At 70.7% G+C, this 20004-nt stretch carries 19 protein-coding genes; 12 read left to right on the top strand and 7 right to left on the bottom strand.

Annotated elements, in window-relative coordinates; translation table 11 throughout:
• Positions 1-60 precede the first annotated feature (60 nt).
• From BMX97_RS31025 to BMX97_RS30995, 7 genes are all read left to right on the top strand, one after another.
• The gene (locus BMX97_RS31025) at positions 61-1170 is read left to right on the top strand and encodes an ABC transporter ATP-binding protein (RefSeq protein ID WP_244538744.1); all 1110 of its coding nucleotides are present in this window, start codon (positions 61-63) and stop codon (positions 1168-1170) included.
• A gap of 26 nt (positions 1171-1196) precedes the next feature.
• Positions 1197-2240, top strand: a complete 1044-nt coding sequence (locus tag BMX97_RS31020) for an ABC transporter substrate-binding protein (RefSeq protein WP_091754962.1) — start codon at positions 1197-1199, stop codon at positions 2238-2240.
• A gap of 28 nt (positions 2241-2268) precedes the next feature.
• Positions 2269-3120: an ABC transporter permease gene (locus tag BMX97_RS31015; RefSeq protein WP_091754961.1), complete on the top strand. Its 852-nt coding sequence runs from the start codon at positions 2269-2271 to the stop codon at positions 3118-3120.
• 12 nt (positions 3121-3132) lie between these two features.
• The gene (locus BMX97_RS31010) at positions 3133-3945 is read left to right on the top strand and encodes an ABC transporter permease (RefSeq protein ID WP_091754960.1); all 813 of its coding nucleotides are present in this window, start codon (positions 3133-3135) and stop codon (positions 3943-3945) included.
• A gap of 50 nt (positions 3946-3995) precedes the next feature.
• The gene (locus BMX97_RS31005) at positions 3996-4694 is read left to right on the top strand and encodes a GntR family transcriptional regulator (protein WP_244538743.1); all 699 of its coding nucleotides are present in this window, start codon (positions 3996-3998) and stop codon (positions 4692-4694) included.
• Positions 4691-5350 (top strand): aspartate racemase/maleate isomerase family protein, encoded by a 660-nt coding sequence (locus BMX97_RS31000; protein WP_091754958.1) that lies wholly within the window; start codon positions 4691-4693, stop codon positions 5348-5350. The genes BMX97_RS31005 and BMX97_RS31000 overlap by 4 nt, the downstream gene beginning before the upstream one ends.
• A 275-nt stretch (positions 5351-5625) precedes the next feature.
• Positions 5626-6768 carry an iron-containing alcohol dehydrogenase gene (locus BMX97_RS30995; RefSeq protein WP_091754957.1) on the top strand — a complete coding sequence of 381 codons (1143 nt, stop codon included), beginning with the start codon at positions 5626-5628 and terminating at the stop codon, positions 6766-6768.
• 51 nt (positions 6769-6819) lie between these two features.
• Here BMX97_RS30995 and msrB read toward each other — a convergent pair whose 3' ends face one another.
• From msrB to BMX97_RS30980, 3 genes are all read right to left on the bottom strand, one after another.
• On the bottom strand, positions 6820-7218 hold the full coding sequence (msrB, locus tag BMX97_RS30990) for a peptide-methionine (R)-S-oxide reductase MsrB (protein ID WP_091754956.1): 399 nt from the start codon (positions 7216-7218) through the stop codon (positions 6820-6822).
• Between the two features lie 129 nt (positions 7219-7347).
• Entirely contained in the window at positions 7348-8508 is a 1161-nt protein-coding gene (locus tag BMX97_RS30985) for a YihY/virulence factor BrkB family protein (RefSeq protein ID WP_091754955.1), read from the bottom strand.
• 131 nt (positions 8509-8639) lie between these two features.
• Positions 8640-9293, bottom strand: a complete 654-nt coding sequence (locus BMX97_RS30980) for a GntR family transcriptional regulator (protein ID WP_091754972.1) — start codon at positions 9291-9293, stop codon at positions 8640-8642.
• Between the two features lie 206 nt (positions 9294-9499).
• Between BMX97_RS30980 and dctP the strand changes: the two genes are divergently transcribed.
• The 5 genes from dctP to BMX97_RS30955 all read left to right on the top strand — a co-directional run bounded on the left by dctP (position 9500) and on the right by BMX97_RS30955 (position 15809).
• A complete protein-coding gene (dctP, locus tag BMX97_RS30975; protein WP_091754954.1) occupies positions 9500-10519 on the top strand; it encodes a TRAP transporter substrate-binding protein DctP in 1020 nt (339 codons plus the stop codon).
• The gene (locus BMX97_RS30970) at positions 10516-11154 is read left to right on the top strand and encodes a TRAP transporter small permease (protein WP_091754953.1); all 639 of its coding nucleotides are present in this window, start codon (positions 10516-10518) and stop codon (positions 11152-11154) included. Before dctP ends, BMX97_RS30970 begins: the two co-directional genes overlap by 4 nt.
• Positions 11151-12503: a TRAP transporter large permease gene (locus BMX97_RS30965; RefSeq protein WP_091754952.1), complete on the top strand. Its 1353-nt coding sequence runs from the start codon at positions 11151-11153 to the stop codon at positions 12501-12503. The genes BMX97_RS30970 and BMX97_RS30965 overlap by 4 nt, the downstream gene beginning before the upstream one ends.
• A gap of 157 nt (positions 12504-12660) precedes the next feature.
• Positions 12661-14067: a malonyl-CoA decarboxylase gene (locus BMX97_RS30960; protein ID WP_091754951.1), complete on the top strand. Its 1407-nt coding sequence runs from the start codon at positions 12661-12663 to the stop codon at positions 14065-14067.
• 218 nt (positions 14068-14285) lie between these two features.
• Positions 14286-15809, top strand: coding sequence for a malonate--CoA ligase (locus tag BMX97_RS30955; RefSeq protein WP_091754950.1), 1524 nt, complete (start codon positions 14286-14288; stop codon positions 15807-15809).
• A gap of 534 nt (positions 15810-16343) precedes the next feature.
• Here BMX97_RS30955 and ettA read toward each other — a convergent pair.
• The 4 genes from ettA to BMX97_RS30935 form a co-directional block, all read right to left on the bottom strand.
• Complete coding sequence (gene ettA, locus BMX97_RS30950) at positions 16344-17996, bottom strand: energy-dependent translational throttle protein EttA (protein WP_060848787.1); 1653 nt, start codon at positions 17994-17996, stop codon at positions 16344-16346.
• Positions 17997-18196: 200 nt separating this feature from the next.
• A complete protein-coding gene (locus BMX97_RS30945; protein ID WP_091754949.1) occupies positions 18197-18469 on the bottom strand; it encodes a hypothetical protein in 273 nt (90 codons plus the stop codon).
• Positions 18470-18482: 13 nt separating this feature from the next.
• On the bottom strand, positions 18483-19391 hold the full coding sequence (locus BMX97_RS30940; protein ID WP_244538742.1) for a DNA/RNA non-specific endonuclease: 909 nt from the start codon (positions 19389-19391) through the stop codon (positions 18483-18485).
• Complete coding sequence (locus BMX97_RS30935; protein ID WP_091754971.1) at positions 19388-19624, bottom strand: hypothetical protein; 237 nt, start codon at positions 19622-19624, stop codon at positions 19388-19390. Before BMX97_RS30935 ends, BMX97_RS30940 begins: the two co-directional genes overlap by 4 nt.
• Positions 19625-20004 lie beyond the last annotated feature (380 nt).

Here is a 20004-nt window from a genome sequence, read left to right as displayed (position 1 = left end):
ATGGCATACGATTTGCGATGGTCTCGGCAGCAAGATCGATGCCGCAGGAAGGCCGCAACCGTGACAGCAACCGGACGACGCAGCCAGGGTCAGGCGGAGGGCCGGTCCGTCGTGCTCGACGGCATCACCCACCGGTACGGCGGCGCGGTCGCCGTGGAAAACGTCAACCTCGACATCCGCGGCGGCGAGCTGATCTCGCTGCTCGGGCCCTCGGGCTGCGGCAAGACCACCTTGTTGCGCATCGTCGCCGGCTTCCTGCGCCAGACCGAGGGACGGGTGATCGTCGCCGACGAGGTGATCGACGCCCTGCCGCCGAGCCGGCGCGCCGTCGGCATCGTCTTCCAGAACTACGCCCTCTTCCCGCACCTGTCGGTGGCCGAGAACGTCGCCTACGGCCTCGCGGCTCGGGGCGCGCCCCGGGCCGAGCAGACGGCGGAGGCGCGCCGCCTGCTCGACCTCGTGCAGCTCGGCCATGCCGGGGCGCGCTACCCGCGCCAGCTCTCCGGCGGCCAGCAGCAGCGGGTGGCGCTCGCCCGCGCGCTCGCCATCCGGCCGGCGGTGCTGCTCCTCGACGAGCCCTTCGCGGCCCTCGACAAGAACCTGCGCCTCGACATGCAGATCGAGGTGAAGCGGCTCCAGCGCGTCGCCGGGGTGACCACGCTCCTCGTCACCCACGACCAGGAGGAAGCCCTGTCGCTCTCCGACCGGGTGGCGGTGCTCTCGAACGGGCGGCTCGAGCAGTTTGCCCCCCCGACGACCGTCTACGACGCGCCCGATTCCCTGTTCGTGAACACCTTCGTGGGCTCGGCCAACGCGGTGCCCGGCGTGCTCGTCGGCCAGGACGCGCAGGGCCCGCGCATCGCCCTCGATGCCGGCGGCGAGGTGGTGGCCCGGCCGCTCGCCCGCCCGATCGCCCCGGGGTCACGGGTGACCCTGTGCCTGCGGCCCGAGCACCTGCGCCTCACCGAGGGCGAGGACGGCATCGCGGGCGTCGTCGAGATGGCGCTGCCCCTCGGCCCCACCGTCGTCCACGAGGTCCGGGTGGGGGCGGGCCGCCCGCTCAAGATCGCCGAGCCGCGCCTCGGCGGCGGCTCCTTGCGCCCGCCCGGCACGCCGGTGCGCATCGCCGTCGCCCCCGGCCTCGCCTCCGCCTTCCCGGCCGCCGCCTGATTCTTTCCGACCAAGGAGCCCTGTCGATGCTCGATCGCCGTACCCTCCTCACCACCGCCCTGTCGCTCGGCGCCATGGAGCTGTTTCCCGGCTTGTCCTTCGCGCAGGCGCGGCCCCTCGTCTTCGCCACCTTCACGGGGAGCTGGGAGGAGGCGCACAAGGCCGTGCTGGTCCCGGCCTTCCGCAAGGAGACGTGCAACGCCCCGATCGTCCTCGACCCGATGCTGTCGGTCGACCAGATCGCCAAGGTCTCGGCCGCCAGGGCCAACCCGCCGATCGACGTGATGCTGCACGATCCCGGCCCGGCGCTCACCGCCCTGGCCCAGGATCTGGTCGAGCCCTTCCCCGTCGAGCGCAGCGCCGCCTTCAAGGAGCTGATCCCCGACGCGCAGGATCCGCACGGACCCGCGGCCTTCTTCCAGGTCGTCGGCCTGACCTACAACCCCGACACGGTGAAGACCCCGCCGACCTCCTGGGCCGACCTGTGGCGGCCCGAATACAAGGGCCGGGTCGGCATCACCAACATGAACTCGACGCTCGGCACCGGCTTCATGGTCGAGATCGCCAAGATGCATGGCGGCTCGGAATCGAACATCGATCCGGCCTTCAAGGCGATGGAGAAGCTCAAGCCCAACCTCTCGGCGGTGGCGGCCAATCCCGGCGCGCTCGCCACCCTGTTCCAGCAGGGCCAGGTCGACATCTCGCCCGGCAACTTCAACGCGATCCAGATCCTGAAGGCCAAGGGCGTGCCGGTGGAGTTCGTGGCGCCCAAGGAGGGCGCCATCGCCTTCAAGACCGCGATCCAGATCGTCAGGAACTCGCCCAACCGCGAGCTTGCCTTCAAGCTGATCGAGGCGGCGATCTCCGAGCCGGTCCAGACCCGGCTGATGCAGGCGCCCTACCTGATCGTGCCGACCAACGCCAAGGTGAAGATGACCGGCGAGATCGCCAAGGTGCTGGCGAAGGATACCGACGACCTGAAGAAGAAGTTCGTCTTCCAGGACTGGAAGACCATCAACGCCCAGCGCCCGGCCTGGATCGAGCGGTTCAACCGCGAGATCAAGCTGTAAGCGGCTCTTCCTGCCAGGAGACATCCCGATGGCCCGGCCGCTTGCCGACGTCACCGCCTATCCGCTGCGGCTGGCGAGCCCGCTCGCGCTGTTCTTCGCGGCGTTCTTCGCCGCGCCCCTGGTCGCGCTCCTCGGGCTGTCGCTCAAGGGGGCGGACGGGGGGATCGGCCTGTCGCAATACGCGGCCTTCCTCGGCGACGGATTCAGCCTCGGCGTGCTCCTCGGCACGCTGTGGCTCGGGCTCAAGGTCACGGCGGCCTGCCTGGTGCTGGGCCTGCCGCTGGCGCTCGTCGCCACCCGGGCCGGGGGCTGGGTGCGCGGCCTGATCATCCTGGCGGTGCTGACGCCGCTCCTCACCAGCGTCGTCATCCGCACCTTCGCGTGGATCGTGATCCTAGGGCGCCAGGGGGTGCTCAACAGCCTGCTCTCCTCCCTCGGGCTGATCGACACGCCCCTGCGGCTCCTCTACGCCGAGGGCGGCCTCGTGGCGGCGCTGGCGCAGGTCCAGATGCCCCTGATGGTGCTGCCGCTGATGACGGCGCTCTCGCGCATCGACCCGAGCCTGTGGGACGCATCAGAAGCGCTCGGCGCCGGGCGCTGGCGCACCTTCCTGCGGGTGACCCTGCCGCTCTGCCTGCCGGGCCTCATCGCCGGCGCGGTGCTCACCTTCGCGGCGGCGATCTCCGGCTTCATCACCCAGTCGCTGATCGGCGGCGGGCAGATGCTGTTCATGCCGGGCTACATCTACCAGCAGGCCATCGCCCTGCAGAACTGGCCCTTCGCTGCGGCGATGTCGGTGATCTTCCTCGTCGCGGTACTGGCCGTGGTGCTGGCCTTCAACGCGCTCGGGCGGCTCGCCCGCGGCTACGCCCAGGCCTGAGGTCCCCCCGCGATGTCCCGTCTCTCCGCCGCCCTCGACCGCCTCAGCTTCGAGATCCTCCTGCACCTGATGGCGCTCCTCGCCGTGGTGCTGCTGCTCGCCCCCACGGTGATCGTGCTGGTGGTGTCCTTCACCGACGGGTTGTCCCTGCGCTTCCCGCCGCCGGGCTACTCGTTGCGCTGGTACGGCGAACTGATGGAGGCCTGGCAGCTCCACTACGCGCTCAAGAACAGCCTGACGGTCGCGGTGCTGGCCACCCTCCTGGCCATCGGGCTCGGGGTGCTGGCGGCGCTGGCGGTGGCGCGCTCGCCGCGCCTCTCGGCCCGCCTCCTCGACAGCTTCTTCCTCTCGCCCCTGATCCTGCCGGCGCTCGCCTTCGGCCTGTCGAGCCTGATGTTCTTCTCGCTGCTCGGATGGCCGGTCTCGGTCTTCACGCTGGTGCTGGGCCACACGGTGGTCTGCGTTCCTTTCGTGGTGCGCAACACCGTGGCGGCCCTGACCCAGCTGCAGGCCAGCCTGCTCGAAGGCTCGGCGAGCCTCGGGGCCTCGCGGCTCTACACCTTCCGCCGCATCACCCTGCCGCTGATCCGCCCCGGCATCCTGTCGGGCGGCTTCCTCGCCTTCATGGCCTCGTTCGACAACATCCCGGTCTCGCTCTTCCTGCGCGACGCCGCCACCGACATGCTGCCGATCCGGATGTGGCAGGATCTGGAGGGCCGCCTCGACGTGACCATCGCGGCGCTGTCGGGCGTGCTGATCGTCGCGACGATCGGGGGCATCGCCGTGATGGAGCGGCTGACCGGCCTCTCGCGGCGGCTGGTGTAGCGATCATTGAAGGGCCTTATCGCGAGAGAATGTCCCGGCAAGAGAGTGTCTTGGCTGTCCCCCGTCCCGCCTCCCCCGACGACGCGCCGCCCCGCCCGCAGCGCCCCGAGCCCTCCCTGACCGAGCAGGCCGCGGCGGCTCTGCGCCGGCTGATCCTGCTCAACCTGCTGGCCCCCGGCGAGATACTGAACGAGCCCGACCTCGTGGCGCGCCTCGGCGTGTCGCGCACGCCGGTGCGCGAGGCGCTGAAGCTGCTGGCCGGCGAGGGACTGGTGACGCTCAGGCGCAACCGGGCCGCCCTGGTGACGCCGCTGGATGCGGCCGACCTCGTGCCGCTGTTCGAGCTGGAAGTGGCGCTGGAGAGCTTTTGCGCAGGCCTTGCCGCCGAGCGGATCACCGCCGCGGAGCTCGACCGTCTCGCGCGGATCCAGGACGCCCTGGAGGCGGCCCACGACGACCGCGACGCCTATACGCGCCTCAACCGACAGGCTCACCGGCTGATCGTGACCGCAGCCCGCAGCCCGGCCATCGCCGAGGCGCACGGCCGGGCCTTCCCGCGCCTCGAACGGGCCCGCAACTTCGCGCTGGCGGCCGACGGCCGCGTCGCCGAATCCCTGGCCGAGCATCGAGCGATCCTCGACGCCCTGCGGGCCCGCGAGGGCGACCGCGCCCGCGCCCTGATGCAGGCCCACGTCGCCCGCACCCAAACCCTGATGGTGGCCCGGCTGACCGAAGGACCCGTGCGATGACCGCCCCGCTGCTCCCGGCCCTCGGGGTGATCCTGCCCTCCTCCAACCGGGTGGTCGAGCGGGCGACGGAGGCCCGCCTCGCCGGTCGCGCCGACGCCTGCTACGCCCGGGTGCCCTACCGGTCGATGCTCAAGGGCGCGGGCTACGACGAGGTCGTATTCGTCGCCGCCGCCGACCTCCTGGCCGAGGCCGGCGTCGCCGCCCTGTGCTGGAACGCCACCCGGGGCGCCGCCCTCGGCTTCACCCCGGACGAGGATCTGTGCCGGACGGTCACCGCCCGCACCGGCCTGCCGCTGGTGACGACGGCGCTCGCCGCCCGGGACCGGATGCGCCGCGAGGGGTTTCGCCGCGTCGGCCTCGTGGTCCAGGGCGATGCCGAGGAGGCCGTCCTGGTGGCCGGCCGGTTCGGGGAGGCGGGGATCGGGATCGGCGCGACCGCGCATCTCGGCATCGCCGAGAACCGCGAGGCTGCTGCGGTCGCGCCGGCCCGCCTCGCCGCGGCGGCCTGGGAGGTAAGCGACGGCGCCGACGCCGTGCTGATCTGGAGCACCAACCTGCCGGGCTGGCGCCTGCCCCAGACCCTCGACGGCGTGCCGCTGCTCGACTCGACGAGTCTCGGCACGCAGGCGCTGCTGGAGGCGGCCGGTCTGTCATAGCGCCTGACGCGGATCTGCGCGGCCGGCCTCTTGCGGCATGGCGCGCCCGCGGCCTGAGCAAGCTTGCGTCGGCACGCCAACGCTTCGCCCGCTCGGGTTCTTGTTTCGCCGCAGATTTTTATCGAAAAACCGGCTGCCACTTTCGCAAAATCTGCTTAGGCTCGCGGCCAATGCCCGGACGAGAGGCGCGCGGGAGGAGCGGATCGGGAGCTTTCGCGGCGCCCACCGGTCGCTCGCGCGCGGCGAGCCGGGACCGGTCCCGACAGGCAGCCCCCATGAGCCTCATCACCTACCTCACCCGGATCCAGTTCGAGCGCGGCGCCGTCCGGCTGCTCGGCGAGGAACTGGCGCTCCTCGGGGGGCGCCGGCCGCTGATCGTCACCGATCGCGGTGTCGTGGCGGCGGGGCTGATCGCCCGGGTGATCGAGGCCGCCGGCCTGCCGGCGACGACCCCGGTCTTCGACGGCACGCCCGAGAACCCGACCGAGGAGGCGACGATCGAGGCCCGCGACCGCTTCACGGCGGAGGGCTGCGACGCGGTGATCGCGGTCGGCGGCGGCTCCCCCCTCGACCTCGCCAAGGGCGTGGCGCTGCTCGCCACCCACGAGGAACCGCTCGCCACCTACGCGGCGATCCTCGGCGGCATCCCGCGCATCCGGGCCGACCAGCCCCCGGTGATCGCCGTACCGACCACCGCCGGCACCGGCAGCGAGGTCGGTCGCGCGGCGCTGATCACGCTCGCCGACGGGCGCAAGCTCGGCTTCATCTCGCACCACATGATCCCGAACGTGGCGATCTGCGATCCCGAGCTGACGCTCGGCCTGCCGCCGGGCCTCACCGCCGCCACCGGCATGGACGCGCTCACCCACTGCATCGAGACGTACCTGAGCCCGCGCCACAACCCGCCGGCCGAGGCGATCGCCCTCGACGGCCTGGGCCGCGCCGTCCGCTCGCTCGCCCGCGCGGTCCGGGACGGCGCCGACATCGAGGCCCGCGAGGACATGATGATGGCCGCGCTCGAGGGCGGCATGACCTTCCAGAAGGGGCTCGGCGCCGTCCACTCGATGTCGCACGCGCTCGGCGGGCTGAAGGCGAAGCGGCTCCACCACGGCACCCTCAACGCCGTGATCCTGCCGCACGTCCTGCGCTTCAACGCACCGGCCTGCGAACGGAAATACGCAGCGTTGCGCCGGGCGATGGCCCTGCCCGAGGGCGCCGACCTCGCCGCCGCGATCGAGGCGCTCAACCGCGACCTTGGCCTGCCGGCCGATCTCGCCGCGATGGGGGTGACGCAGGCCGAGTGCGAGGCGCTGGTGCCGCGAGCAGTCGAGGACCACTCGACGGCGACCAACGGCCGGCCGGTCGGGGCGGAGGAGTTCCGGGAGCTGTTCCGGGTCTCCCTGCGCGGGGCGGCGTAGCCCGCCGCCCCGGGACGAGCGACCGGGAGGGACGCTCCCTCCCGGCTCGGCTCACTCCTGCGGCTCGAAGCCCATCGCGGCGCCGTTCATGCAGTAGCGCAGGCCGGTCGGGGCCGGGCCGTCCTCGAAGACGTGGCCGAGATGGCCCTTGCAGCGGGCGCAGTGCACCTCGGTGCGGGTCATGAAGAACGAGCGGTCGGTCTGCGTCTCCACCGCGCCCTCCATCGGCGCGAAGAAGCTCGGCCAGCCGGAACCGGACTCGTACTTGGTGGCGGATTCGAACAGCGGCTGCCCGCAGCCCGCGCACACGAAGGTGCCGGCGCGCTTCTCGTTGTTCAACGGGCTGGTGCCGGCGCGCTCGGTGCCGTGCTCGCGCAGCACGCGGTACTGCTCGGCTGTCAGCTCCCGGCGCCACTCGGCCTCGCTGCGGGTCTCGGCGGTGTCGGACATGTCTTGGCTGGCCACGGGCCGCTCCTCGAAGATTGCCTGATTCTCCTGATCCCCAAGATGGTGGCGCGCGCCGCATCTGGCGAGGGGCTGCGGCGCCGGGTGGCCATGCGGGACCGGCGCTCGCGCCGGTTATGCCGGCGCCCCGACGGTGTCGGCCATGCGGGCGCGGCGGGTGCCCATCGGCTCCTCGGGGCCGACGGTGGTGTCGCGCGCGGTCTGGTGCTCGAGCTCGGCGTTGATCTCGCCGCCGAGCAGCACGATGGTCGACGAGATCCAGATCCAGGTCATGAAGCCGATCGCGGCACCGAGCGAGCCGTAGGTCTCGTTGTAGCTGCCGAAATGCCCGACGTACCAGGAGAAGCCGATCGAGGCGACGAGCCAGACCACCCCGGCGGTGAGGCTGCCGGGCGTGACCCAGCGCCAGCGCGGCAGGTCGCGGCTGGGGCCGTAGCGGTAGAGCAGCGCCAGCCCGAACAGCAGCACCGCCAGCAGGGCCGGCCAGCGCAGGAGCGCCACGTACCAGGCGGTCGGGCTGATGCGGATGCCGAAATCGCCGAGGAAGTTCAGCGCCACCGGCAGCACCACGATGCCGCCGAGCGCCACGATGACGAAGACCAGCGCGCCGAAGGTGAAGGCGAGCGAGCGCAGGTTGAGCTGGATGAAGCTGCGCTTCTCGCGCTCCTCGTAGACGATGTTCAGCGCGTCGAACATCGCCTTCATGCTGGCGTTGGCGCTCCACAGCGAGATGGCGAGGCTGGTGAAGAAGGTGATGCCGAGGGTGGTGCTGCCCTTGGCGGTGATGCGCTTGACCTGATCGCCGATGATCTCGAGCGCGCCGGAGGGCAGCACGCCCTGGAGCAGCGAGAGGTGGTCGTTGATGGTGCTCGGATCGGTGAACAGCCCGTAGAGCGAGACCAGCGCCGCCACCGCCGGGAAGATGGCGAGCAGGGTGTAGAAGGTCACGCCGGCCGCCACCGACAGCACCCGGTCCTTCTGGAATTCGAGATAGACGCGGGTGAGCACGTCCTTCCAGCCCTTGGCCGGAATGTCCGTCGGCGTCTCGGCCTTGCGGCCGCGATCGCCCTCCGTATCGGCGACCCACTGGGCCGGGCGCCCGGAATACGACTTGGCGCCCTGGCCGAGATGGCTGGTCGGGTCCGGCTCGACCTCGGCGACGCCCGCCGGCCGCCGCGCGGTGACGAGGCGCACCAGGGCGAGCCCCAGGAGGGCGGTCCACAGGATCGAGGTCGCGCCGGAGGCGGCGGGACCGGGGCGGGGTTCGGACGGCATCGCGACACCGGGCTGGGGCAGGATCTCGGCAGCCCACAAGCGTGAGCGCACGAGTTCTCAACGTCGCGCCCCACGGGTCGTTCCGGATCCAATAAAATGCCGTGGGGTCAAAGGGTTGACCTCGCGCAGGGTCACGCCGCGGCGCTGCCGCCCGCCAAGTTGCGGATCAGCTCGGCGAAGCGGTCGCCCTGGACCAGGACGTGGGCGCGCAGCCGCTCGCCGGCGGTCGCCTCGTCCCCGGCCAGGATCGCCGCGACCACGCCCTCGTGCTCGGCGAGCGACTGGCGCAGCCGATGGCGGACGCGCAGCTGGATGCGCCGGAACGGCGCCAGCCGCCGGCTCAGGGTCAGGGCCTGCTCGCACAGGAAGCCGTTGCCGGACGCCCGGTAGATCACCGCGTGGAAGACTGCGTTCTCGGCGTAGTAGGCCTCGGTACCCTCCCCGGCGGCGACGCGGCAGGCGTCGAGCGCCGCCACCAGGGCGCCCTGGTGCGCCTCGGTCAGGCGCCGGGCGGCGAGGCGCCCGCAGGCGGCCTCCAGCTCCGCCATGGTCTCGAACATCTCGAACAGGCGGGCCGGCTCGGGGGTGCTCACCAGCGCGCCGCGGCGCGGCTTGACCTCGATCAGGCCGGTCACCGCGAGCTGGAGCAGCGCCTCCCGGATCGGCGTGCGCGAGACGCCGAACCGGGCCGCGAGCTGGCACTCGTCGAGCCGGTCGCCGGGGCGCAGGACCCCGTCCACGATCTCGTCCTCGATGGTCTGGCGCAGCCTCTGGGCGTGGTTCACGCGGGCCCGGTCCGTGCGGGTCTCGTTCGTCCGGGCTTCGCTCATGGCCGGTCCCGCCTTCCCTTGCGGCGTTATTATGTACCGGCGTTGACAAAATATACAAGATCGGTGTCACCTGCATCCACGAGGTGGCGGGCACACGACCGGTCCGGCGCCGACCGCGCGAGACGCGAAAAAGAATCCGCGCTCCGACCGAAGGAAACGCCATGGCTCTCACCCGCCGCACCCTCGTGGCCGCCGGCCTCGCCGCGCCCGCGCTGATCGGTCTCGGCCGCGCCGCGCAGGCCGCCACGACGCTCAAGATCTCGCACCAGTTCCCCGGCGGCACGATCGACGAGGGCGACTTTCGCGATCGGATGTGCCGCAAGTTCGCCGCCGCCGTGAAGGAGCGCTCTAAGGGGGCGATCGAGGTCCAGGTCTATCCCGGCTCCTCGCTGATGAAGACCAACGCCCAGTTCAGCGCGATGCGCAAGGGCGCGCTCGACATGAGCCTCTACCCCCTGCCCTATGCCGGCGGCGAGGTGCCGGAGACCAATATCGGGCTGATGCCGGCGCTCGTGACCTCCTACCCGCAGGCGATGGCCTGGAAGTCGGCGCCGGTCGGCCGCAAGCTCACCGAGATCCTGCTCGCCAAGAACATCGTGCTGGTCTCCTGGGTCTGGCAGGCGGGCGGCGTCGCGAGCCGCGAGCGGCCGCTGGTGCGGCCCGAGGACGCCAAGGGCCTGAAGGTCCGCGGCGGCTCGCGCGAGATGGACCTGATGATGAAGGCCGCCGGCGCCGCGACGCTCAGCCTGCCCTCGAACGAATCCTACGCGGCGATGCAGACCGGCGCCTGCGACGCGGTCATCACCTCCTCGACCAGCCTGATCTCGTTCCGGCTGGAGGAGCTGTCGAAGTCCCTCACCTCGGGGCGGGGCCGCTCCTACTGGTTCATGCTCGAGCCGATCATGATGTCGAAGACCGTGTTCGACGCCCTGCCGAAGGACCAGCAGGAGCTCATCATGGCGGTCGGCGCCGAGCTCGAATCCTTCGGCCAGGAGGGCGCGCAAGCCGACGACACCCGGGTCGAGCAGATCTTTTCCAAGGCCGGCGCCAAGGTCGAGACCCTGGACGAGGCGACCCTGGGCAAGTGGCGCGACATCGCCCGCGACTCCGCCTGGAAGGACTATGCGGCGAAGTCGTCGTCCTGCGCCGAGATGCTCAAGCTCGCGGAGGCGGTCGCGTGAGCCACGCCTTCGACGCGGCCTCCGCCGCCGCAGAGCCGGAGCGCCGTGCCGCGCGGGCCCGGCTGCCCGGGCCGCTCGCCGCGATCGAGGCCGCGATGGGTGGCCTCAACCGGGCGATCCTGCTCCTGGGCGGCATCGCCCTCGTCGCCGCCTGCCTGGTGCTGAGCTACAGCGTCGTCGTCCGCTACCTGCTCAAGGTCCCGACGGAGTGGCAGGACGAGACGGCGGTGTTCCTCATCGTCGGCGCCACCTTCCTGTCGGCGGCGGGCGTCCAGGCCCGGCGCGGGCACGTCGCCATCGAGGCGCTGACCGGCCTCCTCTCGCCGCGGGCGAACCGCATCCGGCTCATCGTCGCCGACGTCGTCAGCCTCGGATTCGTGGCGTTCTTCGCCTGGAAGAGCTGGACGCTGCTGCACGAGGCCTGGGTCGACGGCCAGATCTCGCAATCGACCTGGGGGCCGCCGCTCTGGATCCCCTACTCGCTGATGGCGCTCGGCATGACGCTCTTGGCGCTGCAGTTCCTGCTCCAGATCGCGGAAGCCCTCGCCCGTGGGCTGCAGGCCGCCGGGTTCGCCGATCCGAAGATCGGCCTCGGCGCCGACCTCAAGGGTACTCAGAAAGGACCCGCCCGATGAGCACCGCGATCATCGGCACGCTCTACGCGGGTGCCACCCTCGGGGCGATGCTCGCCGGCATCCCGATCGCCTTCGCGCTCGGGGCGGTGGCCCTCGTCTTCATGCTGGCCTTCATGCCCGGCGCCTCCCTCGATACGGTGGCGCAGAACGTCTACGAGGAGATGGCATCGATCACGCTGCTGTCGATCCCGCTCTTCATCCTGAAGGGCGCGGCGATCGGCCGGTCGAAGGCGGGCCAGGACCTCTACTCGGCGATGCACGCCTGGATGCACAAGATCCCCGGGGGTCTCGGCATCGCCAACGTGTTTGCCTGCGCGCTGTTCGCCGCCATGGCGGGATCGAGCCCGGCGACCTGCTCGGCGATCGGCTCGGCCGGCATCCCGGAGATGCGCCGGCGCGGCTATTCCGGGGGTTTTGCCGCCGGCATCATCGCGGCGGGGGGCACGCTCGGCATCCTGCTGCCGCCCTCGATCACCATGATCCTCTACGCGGTGGCGGCCGAGCAGTCGCTGGGCCGGCTCTTCCTCGCCGGCATCGGCCCCGGGTTTCTGCTGGTGCTGCTCTTCGCCGGCTATTCCGCATGGCGCTTCCGGCGCGAATTCGCCGTCGCGCGGGCGGCCTACGAGACCGGCGGGACCGCGCATCCGATCCTGGCGGAAGACCGCTACTCGATGGCGGAGCGCTTCTCGACCCTGCCGCGGGTGCTGCCCTTCGTGGTGCTGCTGACCGGCGTGATGGTGGCGCTCTACGGCGGCTACGCCACGCCGTCGGAGACGGCGGGCCTCGGCGGCCTTCTGGCGCTGGCACTCATCGCGGCGATCTACGGCGTATGGCGGGCCGGCGACGTGAGCCCGATCCTGACGGCGACGCTGCGCGAATCCACCATGCTGATGCTGATCATCGGCATGTCGCTGCTCTACGCCTACGTGATGAGCTACCTCCACATCTCGCAGGCGGCGGCCGCCGCGATCGTGGCGATGCAGCTCTCGCCCTGGCTGCTGCTGCTGACCATCCTGCTCCTGGTGGTGGGCCTCGGCTTCTTCCTGCCGCCGGTCTCGATCATCCTGATGACCGCGCCGATCATCCTGCCGCCGCTCAAGGCCGCCGGGTTCGATCTGGTCTGGTTCGGCGTCGTGATGACGATCACCATGGAGATGGGGCTGATCCACCCGCCGGTCGGCCTCAACATCTTCGTCATCAAGAACATCGCCCCCGACATCCCGCTCTCGGACATCATCTGGGGCACCCTGCCCTTCGTGATCCTGATGGGGATCGCGATCCTCCTGCTCTGCCTGTTGCCCGGTATCGCCCTCTGGCTGCCGGATCTGCTCTTGCCCTCGACAAAGTAGGGGCGCCACCATGCAGGGACCGCCGCCGGAGCCCGTCCGCGACACCCGGCGGCGCTCCGTCCTCCCCTCCGCTGACGCAGCGGAGCCCTATCTAACGCCGGGCGGTGCGCGGGTTGCGCGCGGCCGTCCCCGGCAACCCGATGGTGAGCAAGGCTCCATGGCGGCGATCTCGTTCCTCGGCGACCTCCTCCAGAGCATCTCGGACCGGGGCCGCGGGCTGATCGCCTTCGGCCGCGACGACCCCGCCAAGGCGAGTGTCGCCGAGGTGGTGAAGCTCTGCGAGGACCTGATCTCGCGGCGCGGCGAGGCCTCCGGGGTCGCGCTCGCCCGCATCATCCTCGACCGCTACGACAGCTTCGCGAAACCCGACCGGCACGACTTCCTGCGCCGGATCGCGCTCGAGTTCGGGGCCGACCACGACGCGGTCGGCAGCGCCATCGCGGCCTACGAGAAGGCGCCGTCCCGCGCCGCGCTGGGCCGGCTGCACGAGGCCGCCGAGCCGCGCTCGCAGGAGCTGATCCGCCGGCTCAACCTCGCCCGCGACGGCACCATCGCGCTGGTGCGGATGCGCGAGGACCTGTTCTCGCTGCGCGACGCCGCCCGCAAGGCCGACAAGCCGGATGCGGCGCTGGCGGAGGCCGTCGACAGCCTCGATTCCGACTTCGAGCACCTGTTCGCCTCGTGGTTCAACCGCGGCTTCCTGGTGCTGCGCCGGATCGACTGGACCACCCCGGCCCACATCCTCGAGAAGATCATCCGCTACGAGGCGGTGCATGCGATCTCGGGCTGGGACGACCTGCGCCGGCGCATCGAGCCGCCGGACCGGCGCTGCTTCGCGTTCTTCCACCCGGCGCTCCTCGACGAGCCGCTGATCTTCGTCGAGGTGGCGCTCACCACCGCCATCGCGGCGGCGATCGACCCGATCCTCGCCCACGAGCGCCGGCACACCGACACCCGCGAGGCGACGACCGCGATCTTCTACTCGATCTCGAACTGCCAGAAGGGGCTGGCCGGCATCACCTTCGGCAACTTCCTGATCAAGCAGGTGGTCGAGGACCTCTGCCGCGAGATGCCGGCGCTCAAGACCTTCGTGACGCTCTCGCCGGTGCCGGGCTTCCGCGCCTGGCTCGACCGCGAGCGCCGGGCCGACGCGCCGCAGGGGCTGACCCGCGAGGATGTCGAGACCCTGCGCGCCCTCGATCAGCCCGACTGGCACGCCGACAAGGCCAGGGCCGACGCGGTGAAGAAGGCCCTGCTGCCGGCCGCCGCCTACTACTTCCTGCGCGCCAAGACCCCGCGCGGCAAGCCGGTCGACCCGGTGGCCCGCTTCCACCTCGGCAACGGCGCCCGGCTGGAGCGCCTGAACTTCCTGGGCGACGTCTCGCCCAAGGGCCTGTCGCAGGGCTATGGCCTGATGGTGAACTACCTCTACGACCTCGCGGCGATCGAGAAGAACCACGAGACCTACGCCAATCTCGGCACGGTCTCGGCCTCGCTCACCGTCAACCGCGAGCTGCGCCAGAACCTGCCGCCGGCCCGGTCGGTGGCCCTGGCGGAAGCGTGAGCCTTCTCCCCTCTCCCGTATGGGAGAGGGGTCGGGGGTGAGGGTGCTACGGTTCTGATCGAAGCTCAGAACGTCGAGCTGGCAGCGTGACGGTTCAGATCAATCCGGAAGCGCGCCACCCTCACCCCTACCCCTCTCCCACACGGGAGAGGGGATCCCGCGTTTCGTCGATCAGACGGCGTGATTCTGCCTTCGCCGGTCTCCGAGAGCCTCAGTCCATGCCCAACCACTTCTTCGACATCGTCCGCTCCCGTCTCCCCGCCGACCCGGCGGGCAAGCTCTTCCTCGAAACCCCCGAGGGCCTGCGCTGGAGCTACGCGGATCTCATCGCCGAATCCGGCCGCTACGCTGCGGCCCTGGTCGGCCTCGGCGTCGCGCCCGGGGACCGGGTGGCGGTCCAGGTCGAGAAGAGCCCGGCGGTGATCGCGCTCTATCTCGGCTGCGTGCGGGCGGGCGCAGTCTTTCTGCCGCTCAACACCGGCTACACCCCGGCCGAGATCGCCTACTTCCTCGGCGACGCCGAGCCGGCCCTGTTCGTCTGCGATCCGGGAAAGCTCGACGCTCTCAAGCCCGTCGCCGAGGCGGCGAACGTCAAGCAGGTCGGCACCCTCGACGCCAAGGGCGAGGGCACGATCGCGGCCGAGGCCGCCAGCCAGACCGGCGACTTCGCCGACGTGGCTCGCAGCCCCGACGATCTCGCGGCGATCCTCTACACCTCGGGCACGACCGGGCGCTCGAAGGGCGCGATGCTGACCCACGACAACCTGTCGTCGAACGCGCTCACGCTGGTCGAGTACTGGCGCTTCACGCCGGACGACGTGCTGATCCACGCGCTGCCGGTGTTCCACACCCACGGCCTGTTCGTCGCCACCAACACGGTGCTGATGTCGGGCGCGGCGATGATCTTCTTGCCGAAGCTCGACCCGCCGCTGATCCTGTCGCTGATGGGCCGCGCCACCGCGCTGATGGGCGTACCGACCTTCTACACCCGCCTGCTGAAGGAACCGGGCCTGACCCGCGAGGCGACCGCCCGCATGCGCCTGTTCGTCTCCGGCTCGGCACCGCTGCTCGCCGAGACCCATCGCGAGTGGCAAGACAAGACCGGCCACGCGATCCTCGAGCGCTACGGCATGACCGAGACCAACATGAGCACCTCGAACCCCTATGACGGCGACCGGGTCGCCGGCACGGTCGGGTTCCCGCTGCCGGGCGTGTCGCTGCGCGTCGTCGACCCGGAGACCGGCCGGGCGATGGAAGCCGACCAGGTCGGGATGATCGAGGTGCGCGGCCCCAACGTGTTCAAGGGCTACTGGCGCATGCCGGAAAAGACCGCCGCCGAGTTCAAGGCCGACGGGTTCTTCATCACCGGCGACCTCGGCAAGGTCGATCCGCGCGGCTACGTCCACATCGTCGGACGCGGCAAGGACCTGATCATCACCGGCGGCTTCAACGTCTACCCGAAGGAGGTCGAGACCGAGATCGACGGGCTGCCCGGCGTGCTCGAATCGGCGGTGATCGGCGTGCCCCACCCGGATTTCGGCGAGGGCGTCACGGCGGTGGTGGTGCCGCGCGGGGCCGAAGCCCCGAGCGAAGCCGCGATCCTCTCGGCCCTCGAGAGCCGGCTCGCCAAGTTCAAGCTGCCCAAGCGCGTGATCGTCGTCGACGAACTGCCGCGCAACACCATGGGCAAGGTCCAGAAGAACCTGCTGCGGGATACGCACAAAGGGCTGTACGAAGGCTGAGTTCACTTCCTGCACGTGCCGAGTGGTCGTATGTTCTTACGGCAGGGGCACCCGGCGATCTGACGATGTCCCGGTTCGGCAGCATCGTCGCTCCGTGACGCTGCTGTTACGATCGTCTCTCGGCTTGATCCCGGATGTCCCGGTGGCTGCTCCGACCCGTCGATCGGGCCCTGCTTCGGCAGGCGCCCGCGCGCAGGACAGGATCACCCTGGGATCGTTGCCCCGCCGATCCGGGGCAATCCCACGCACCGTCGGCGGTGCTCCGCGAACGTCCCTGGCGGCGCGTGACGTGGCGCCGGGGCACCAAGGGCCGTCTGTCCACCTGCTTCTCGGCCATGCGGGTGAGGGTCGCCGAAGGATCTTCTTCCACCCTTTCCGCGCCCATGCTGCCGGCACCGCTTCAAGCTACCGCCTGGTCTCAAAGTGCCCAGGTAGCGCTGGAGCGAGCCGGAAACGAGAAAGGGCCCCGCGGGGCCCTTTTTTGTCGTCCGGATGCTGACGAGGTGGGGCGGCGGGTGCCGCCCCACTCGCCGTTCAGCGGCTGAACTTCTTGTACTTGATCCGGTGAGGGATGGTGGAATCGACGCCCAGGCGCCGCTTCTTGTCCGCCTCGTAGTCGGCGAAGTTGCCCTCGAACCACTCGACGTGGCTGTCGCCCTCGAAGGCGAGGATATGGGTCGCGATCCGGTCGAGGAACCAGCGATCGTGGCTGATGATTACCGCGCAGCCGGCGTAATCCTCCAGCGCCTCTTCCAGCGCCCGCAGGGTGTCGACGTCGAGGTCGTTGGTCGGCTCGTCGAGCAGCAGCACGTTGGCGCCGCTCTTGAGGATCTTGGCGAGGTGGACGCGGTTGCGCTCGCCGCCCGACAGGACCCCGACCTTCTTCTGCTGGTCGGAGCCCTTGAAGTTGAAGGCGCCGCAATAAGCGCGCGAGTTGATCTCGCGCTTGCCGAGATAGAGGATGTCGTTGCCGCCTGAGATCTCCTGCCAGACCGTCGCGTCGGGCTTGAGCGCGTCGCGGGACTGGTCGACGTAGCCGAGCTTGACGCTCTCGCCGACCCGGATCTCGCCCTTGTCGGGGGTCTCCAGCCCGTTGATCATCCGGAACAGGGTGGTCTTGCCGGCGCCGTTCGGGCCGATCACCCCGACGATACCGCCCGGCGGCAGCTTGAACGACAGGTCGTCGATCAGCAGCCGGTCGCCGAAGGCCTTCTCCAGGTGGTCGAACTCGATGACGTTGTTGCCGAGCCGCTCGGCGATCGGGATGACGATCTGGGCGGTCGAGGGACCTTTCTCCTGCGACTTCGCGACGAGTTCCTCGTAGCGGGAGATACGGGCCTTGGACTTGGCCTGGCGGGCCTTCGGCGAGGCCGAGACCCATTCCTGCTCGCGCTCGATGGTGCGCTGGCGCGATTCCTCCTCGCGGCCCTCCTGGGCCAAGCGCTTCTGCTTCTGGACCAGCCAGGACGAGTAGTTGCCCTCGTACGGGATGCCCCGGCCGCGATCGAGCTCGAGGATCCAGCTCGTCACGTTGTCGAGGAAGTAGCGATCGTGGGTGACGATCAGGATCGCGCCCGGATAGGAGCGCAGGTGGCCTTCGAGCCAGCCGACGGTCTCGGCGTCGAGGTGGTTGGTCGGCTCGTCGAGGAGCAGGAGTTCGGGTTGCCACAGGAGCAGGCGGCAGAGCGCGACGCGGCGGCGCTCGCCGCCCGACAGGGTCGCCACGGCGACGTCGTCGCCCGGGCAGCGCAGGGCGTCCATCGCCTGGTCGACCTTGGAATCGAGATCCCACAGGCCCTTGGCCTCGATCTCGTCCTGGAGGCGGGTCATCTCGTCCGCCGTCTCCTCGGAATAGTTCATCGCGAGTTCGTTGTAGCGATCGAGGATCGCCTGGGACTCGGCGACGCCCTCCATCACGTTCTCGCGGACCGTCTTGTCCGGATCGAGTTGCGGCTCCTGCGGCAGGTAGCCGACCCGCGCGCCCTCGGCCACGAAGCCGTCGCCGGAGAATTCCGTGTCGATGCCGGCCATGATACGCAAGAGCGTCGACTTGCCGGCGCCGTTGACGCCGAGCACGCCGATCTTGGCGTCCGGGTAGAAGGACAGGTGCACGTTGTCGAGCACCTTCTTGCCGCTGGAATAGGTCTTGGTCAGACCCCGCATGTGATAGATGAATTCACGGGCCATGGCGGTGATCCTTCAGGGTTCTGGCGCGCGGTCCGGGTCGGGCGGTGGTATGCCGGATTCAGGCCGTTTCCCGGGGCACGATCGGATCGCCGGGGGTCGACGCGGCCGGCCGCGCGCGGGAATGGGGAGTGCTCCCGCGCTTACCAGGGCCGCCGGGGGGGTGCAAGGCGGCACGGATCGGCCCTTGCGAGCCGGCGCGCTCACCCGAACGGGTTCTTCACCTCGGCGGTCGCCACCCGGACCTCCCCCGCCCGTTCCGGCAGGTCGGCCTCGCCTTCCAGAAGCGCCACGATTGCCGCCAGTGTCCTCGCCAGCGCCCGCGCCCGCTCCAGGCTCTCCCGGTCGCGGGCGAACTCGAGGGAGCCGTGGAGCGCGATGCGCGTCGTGCCGTTCTCCAGCGTCAGGTCGCCGAGGGTCTGGACCGCAGAATCGTCGGCGAAGGGGGTGAAGGCGGGCTTCGGGTGAGCGGGCATGAGAGGCGTCCCGTCAGAACAGCGAGCGGAGGAAGTCGCGCCAGGCGCGGCGGGCGGCGCGGCGCAGCTCGGCGGCGAGCCAGTCGAGGAAGCCGGGCTCGCGGCGGCTGCGCGGCCCACCGACATACTCGTCGCGCCGCGGCTCGGGCAGGGGCATGATACGCCGGCGGACGGAATCCGGCAGATCCGGGAAGGCGACGATGCCGCCGATCGCGGCGAGCTGCTCGAGGGAGATCGCCTGCCATTCCTCGCCCGTGGCGTTGCGGGCGAGATAGACCCCCGCCTCGCCCCGGTTGGCGTCGTAGACCGCCTTGAACAGCCGGGTCGGGATCAGCACCCGGCCGCGCAAGGACTGCACGCTCGCGCCCTCGAACAGCGGACCCGTGACGACGAAGAGGTCGCCGCGCTCGATCGCCAGCGCCCGCACGCTGCTCTCGATCCCGGCCCAGAGGCGGCGGTTGAGGTCCGGGTTCTGCGGCACGATGTTGGCGAGGCTGAAGGATTCCGCCTGCGTGCCCGGACTCGGCATGTCGCCGGAGGGTGCCATGTGGCCGCGGTCCCAGCCGCTGCCGGCGTAATCCGCAAGCTCCGAGCGCGCGGCTTCCGGCAGCTGGGCTTCCTCGTGGAAGGCGTCGACCCTGTCGACCCGCCGCGCGGCCTCGACCCGCGCGGCGGTCAGGTGCTCGGCGGCGTAGAGCGGCGTGCGGGCGAGCCCCGAATAGAGGACGGCGAAGGCCTGGTAGCACAGAAGCGTGGTGTCGGCGGCAAGCCGCGCGTTGGTGAGGACCGGTTGCGTGCCGCCCGCGAAGTCGCCCGTGCAGCTGCGGGCCTGCACCACCCCGGGAAGGATCAGGAGCAGCAGGCAGGCGAGGCCGGTCGCCGCGCGGGCCGTCTCGGGACCGGTCCTACCGCGGCGGCTCACGTGCAGATCCGCACCCGCCGCGGGCCCTCGGGCGTCGGCCTCACCCGCCAGGCGCAGACCGGGACCCGCCGCCGCGAGACGGTGTCGCAGGTCCGGTCGTCCGGCCGGCAGGCGGGCAGATGCGGCAGCCAGGCGGGATCGAGCGCCGGATAGAGCGGCACCGCCCGGGCCTGGCCTGAGGCTGCCAGCAGGATGCCCAGGACGAGCCCGCCCGCCGGTATCGATCGTCCCATCTGACCTCCGTGCGGGGATGCGTATTGTCGAGATCGCATCGCCGTCACGCACTCTAACCGATCGCCGTGCCGCTGTCGCCGTGCGGGCGAAATTCACCGTGAGTTCAGGATGTTCTTGGGAGTTGTTGTGCGCCGGGGCGTCGCAACCGTGGGCTTCGCGGACCGGCGATGGCGCGATCGGCCGCTTGCGGTATAACGGCCGCCATCTGCGAGGATCCCGGGGCCGTACGGCCGGGCGGGGTCCGCTTCCGAACGAGCGAGCGTCATCCCGTGTCCGATCTGGTTCTTCCCCTCCTCGACCGCGTCCGCATTCCCGCGGATCTGCGCCAGCTGCCCGAGAGCGACCTCGCCCAGCTCGCCGCGGAACTGCGCGCCGAGAC

The sequence above is a fragment of the Methylobacterium sp. ap11 genome (assembly GCF_900110515.1).
In the GTDB taxonomy this organism is placed as follows: Bacteria; Pseudomonadota; Alphaproteobacteria; order Rhizobiales; family Beijerinckiaceae; genus Methylobacterium; species Methylobacterium ajmalii.
Note: the sequence above shows the minus strand (reverse complement) of the source record. Positions and strands in the feature narration are given on the sequence as shown.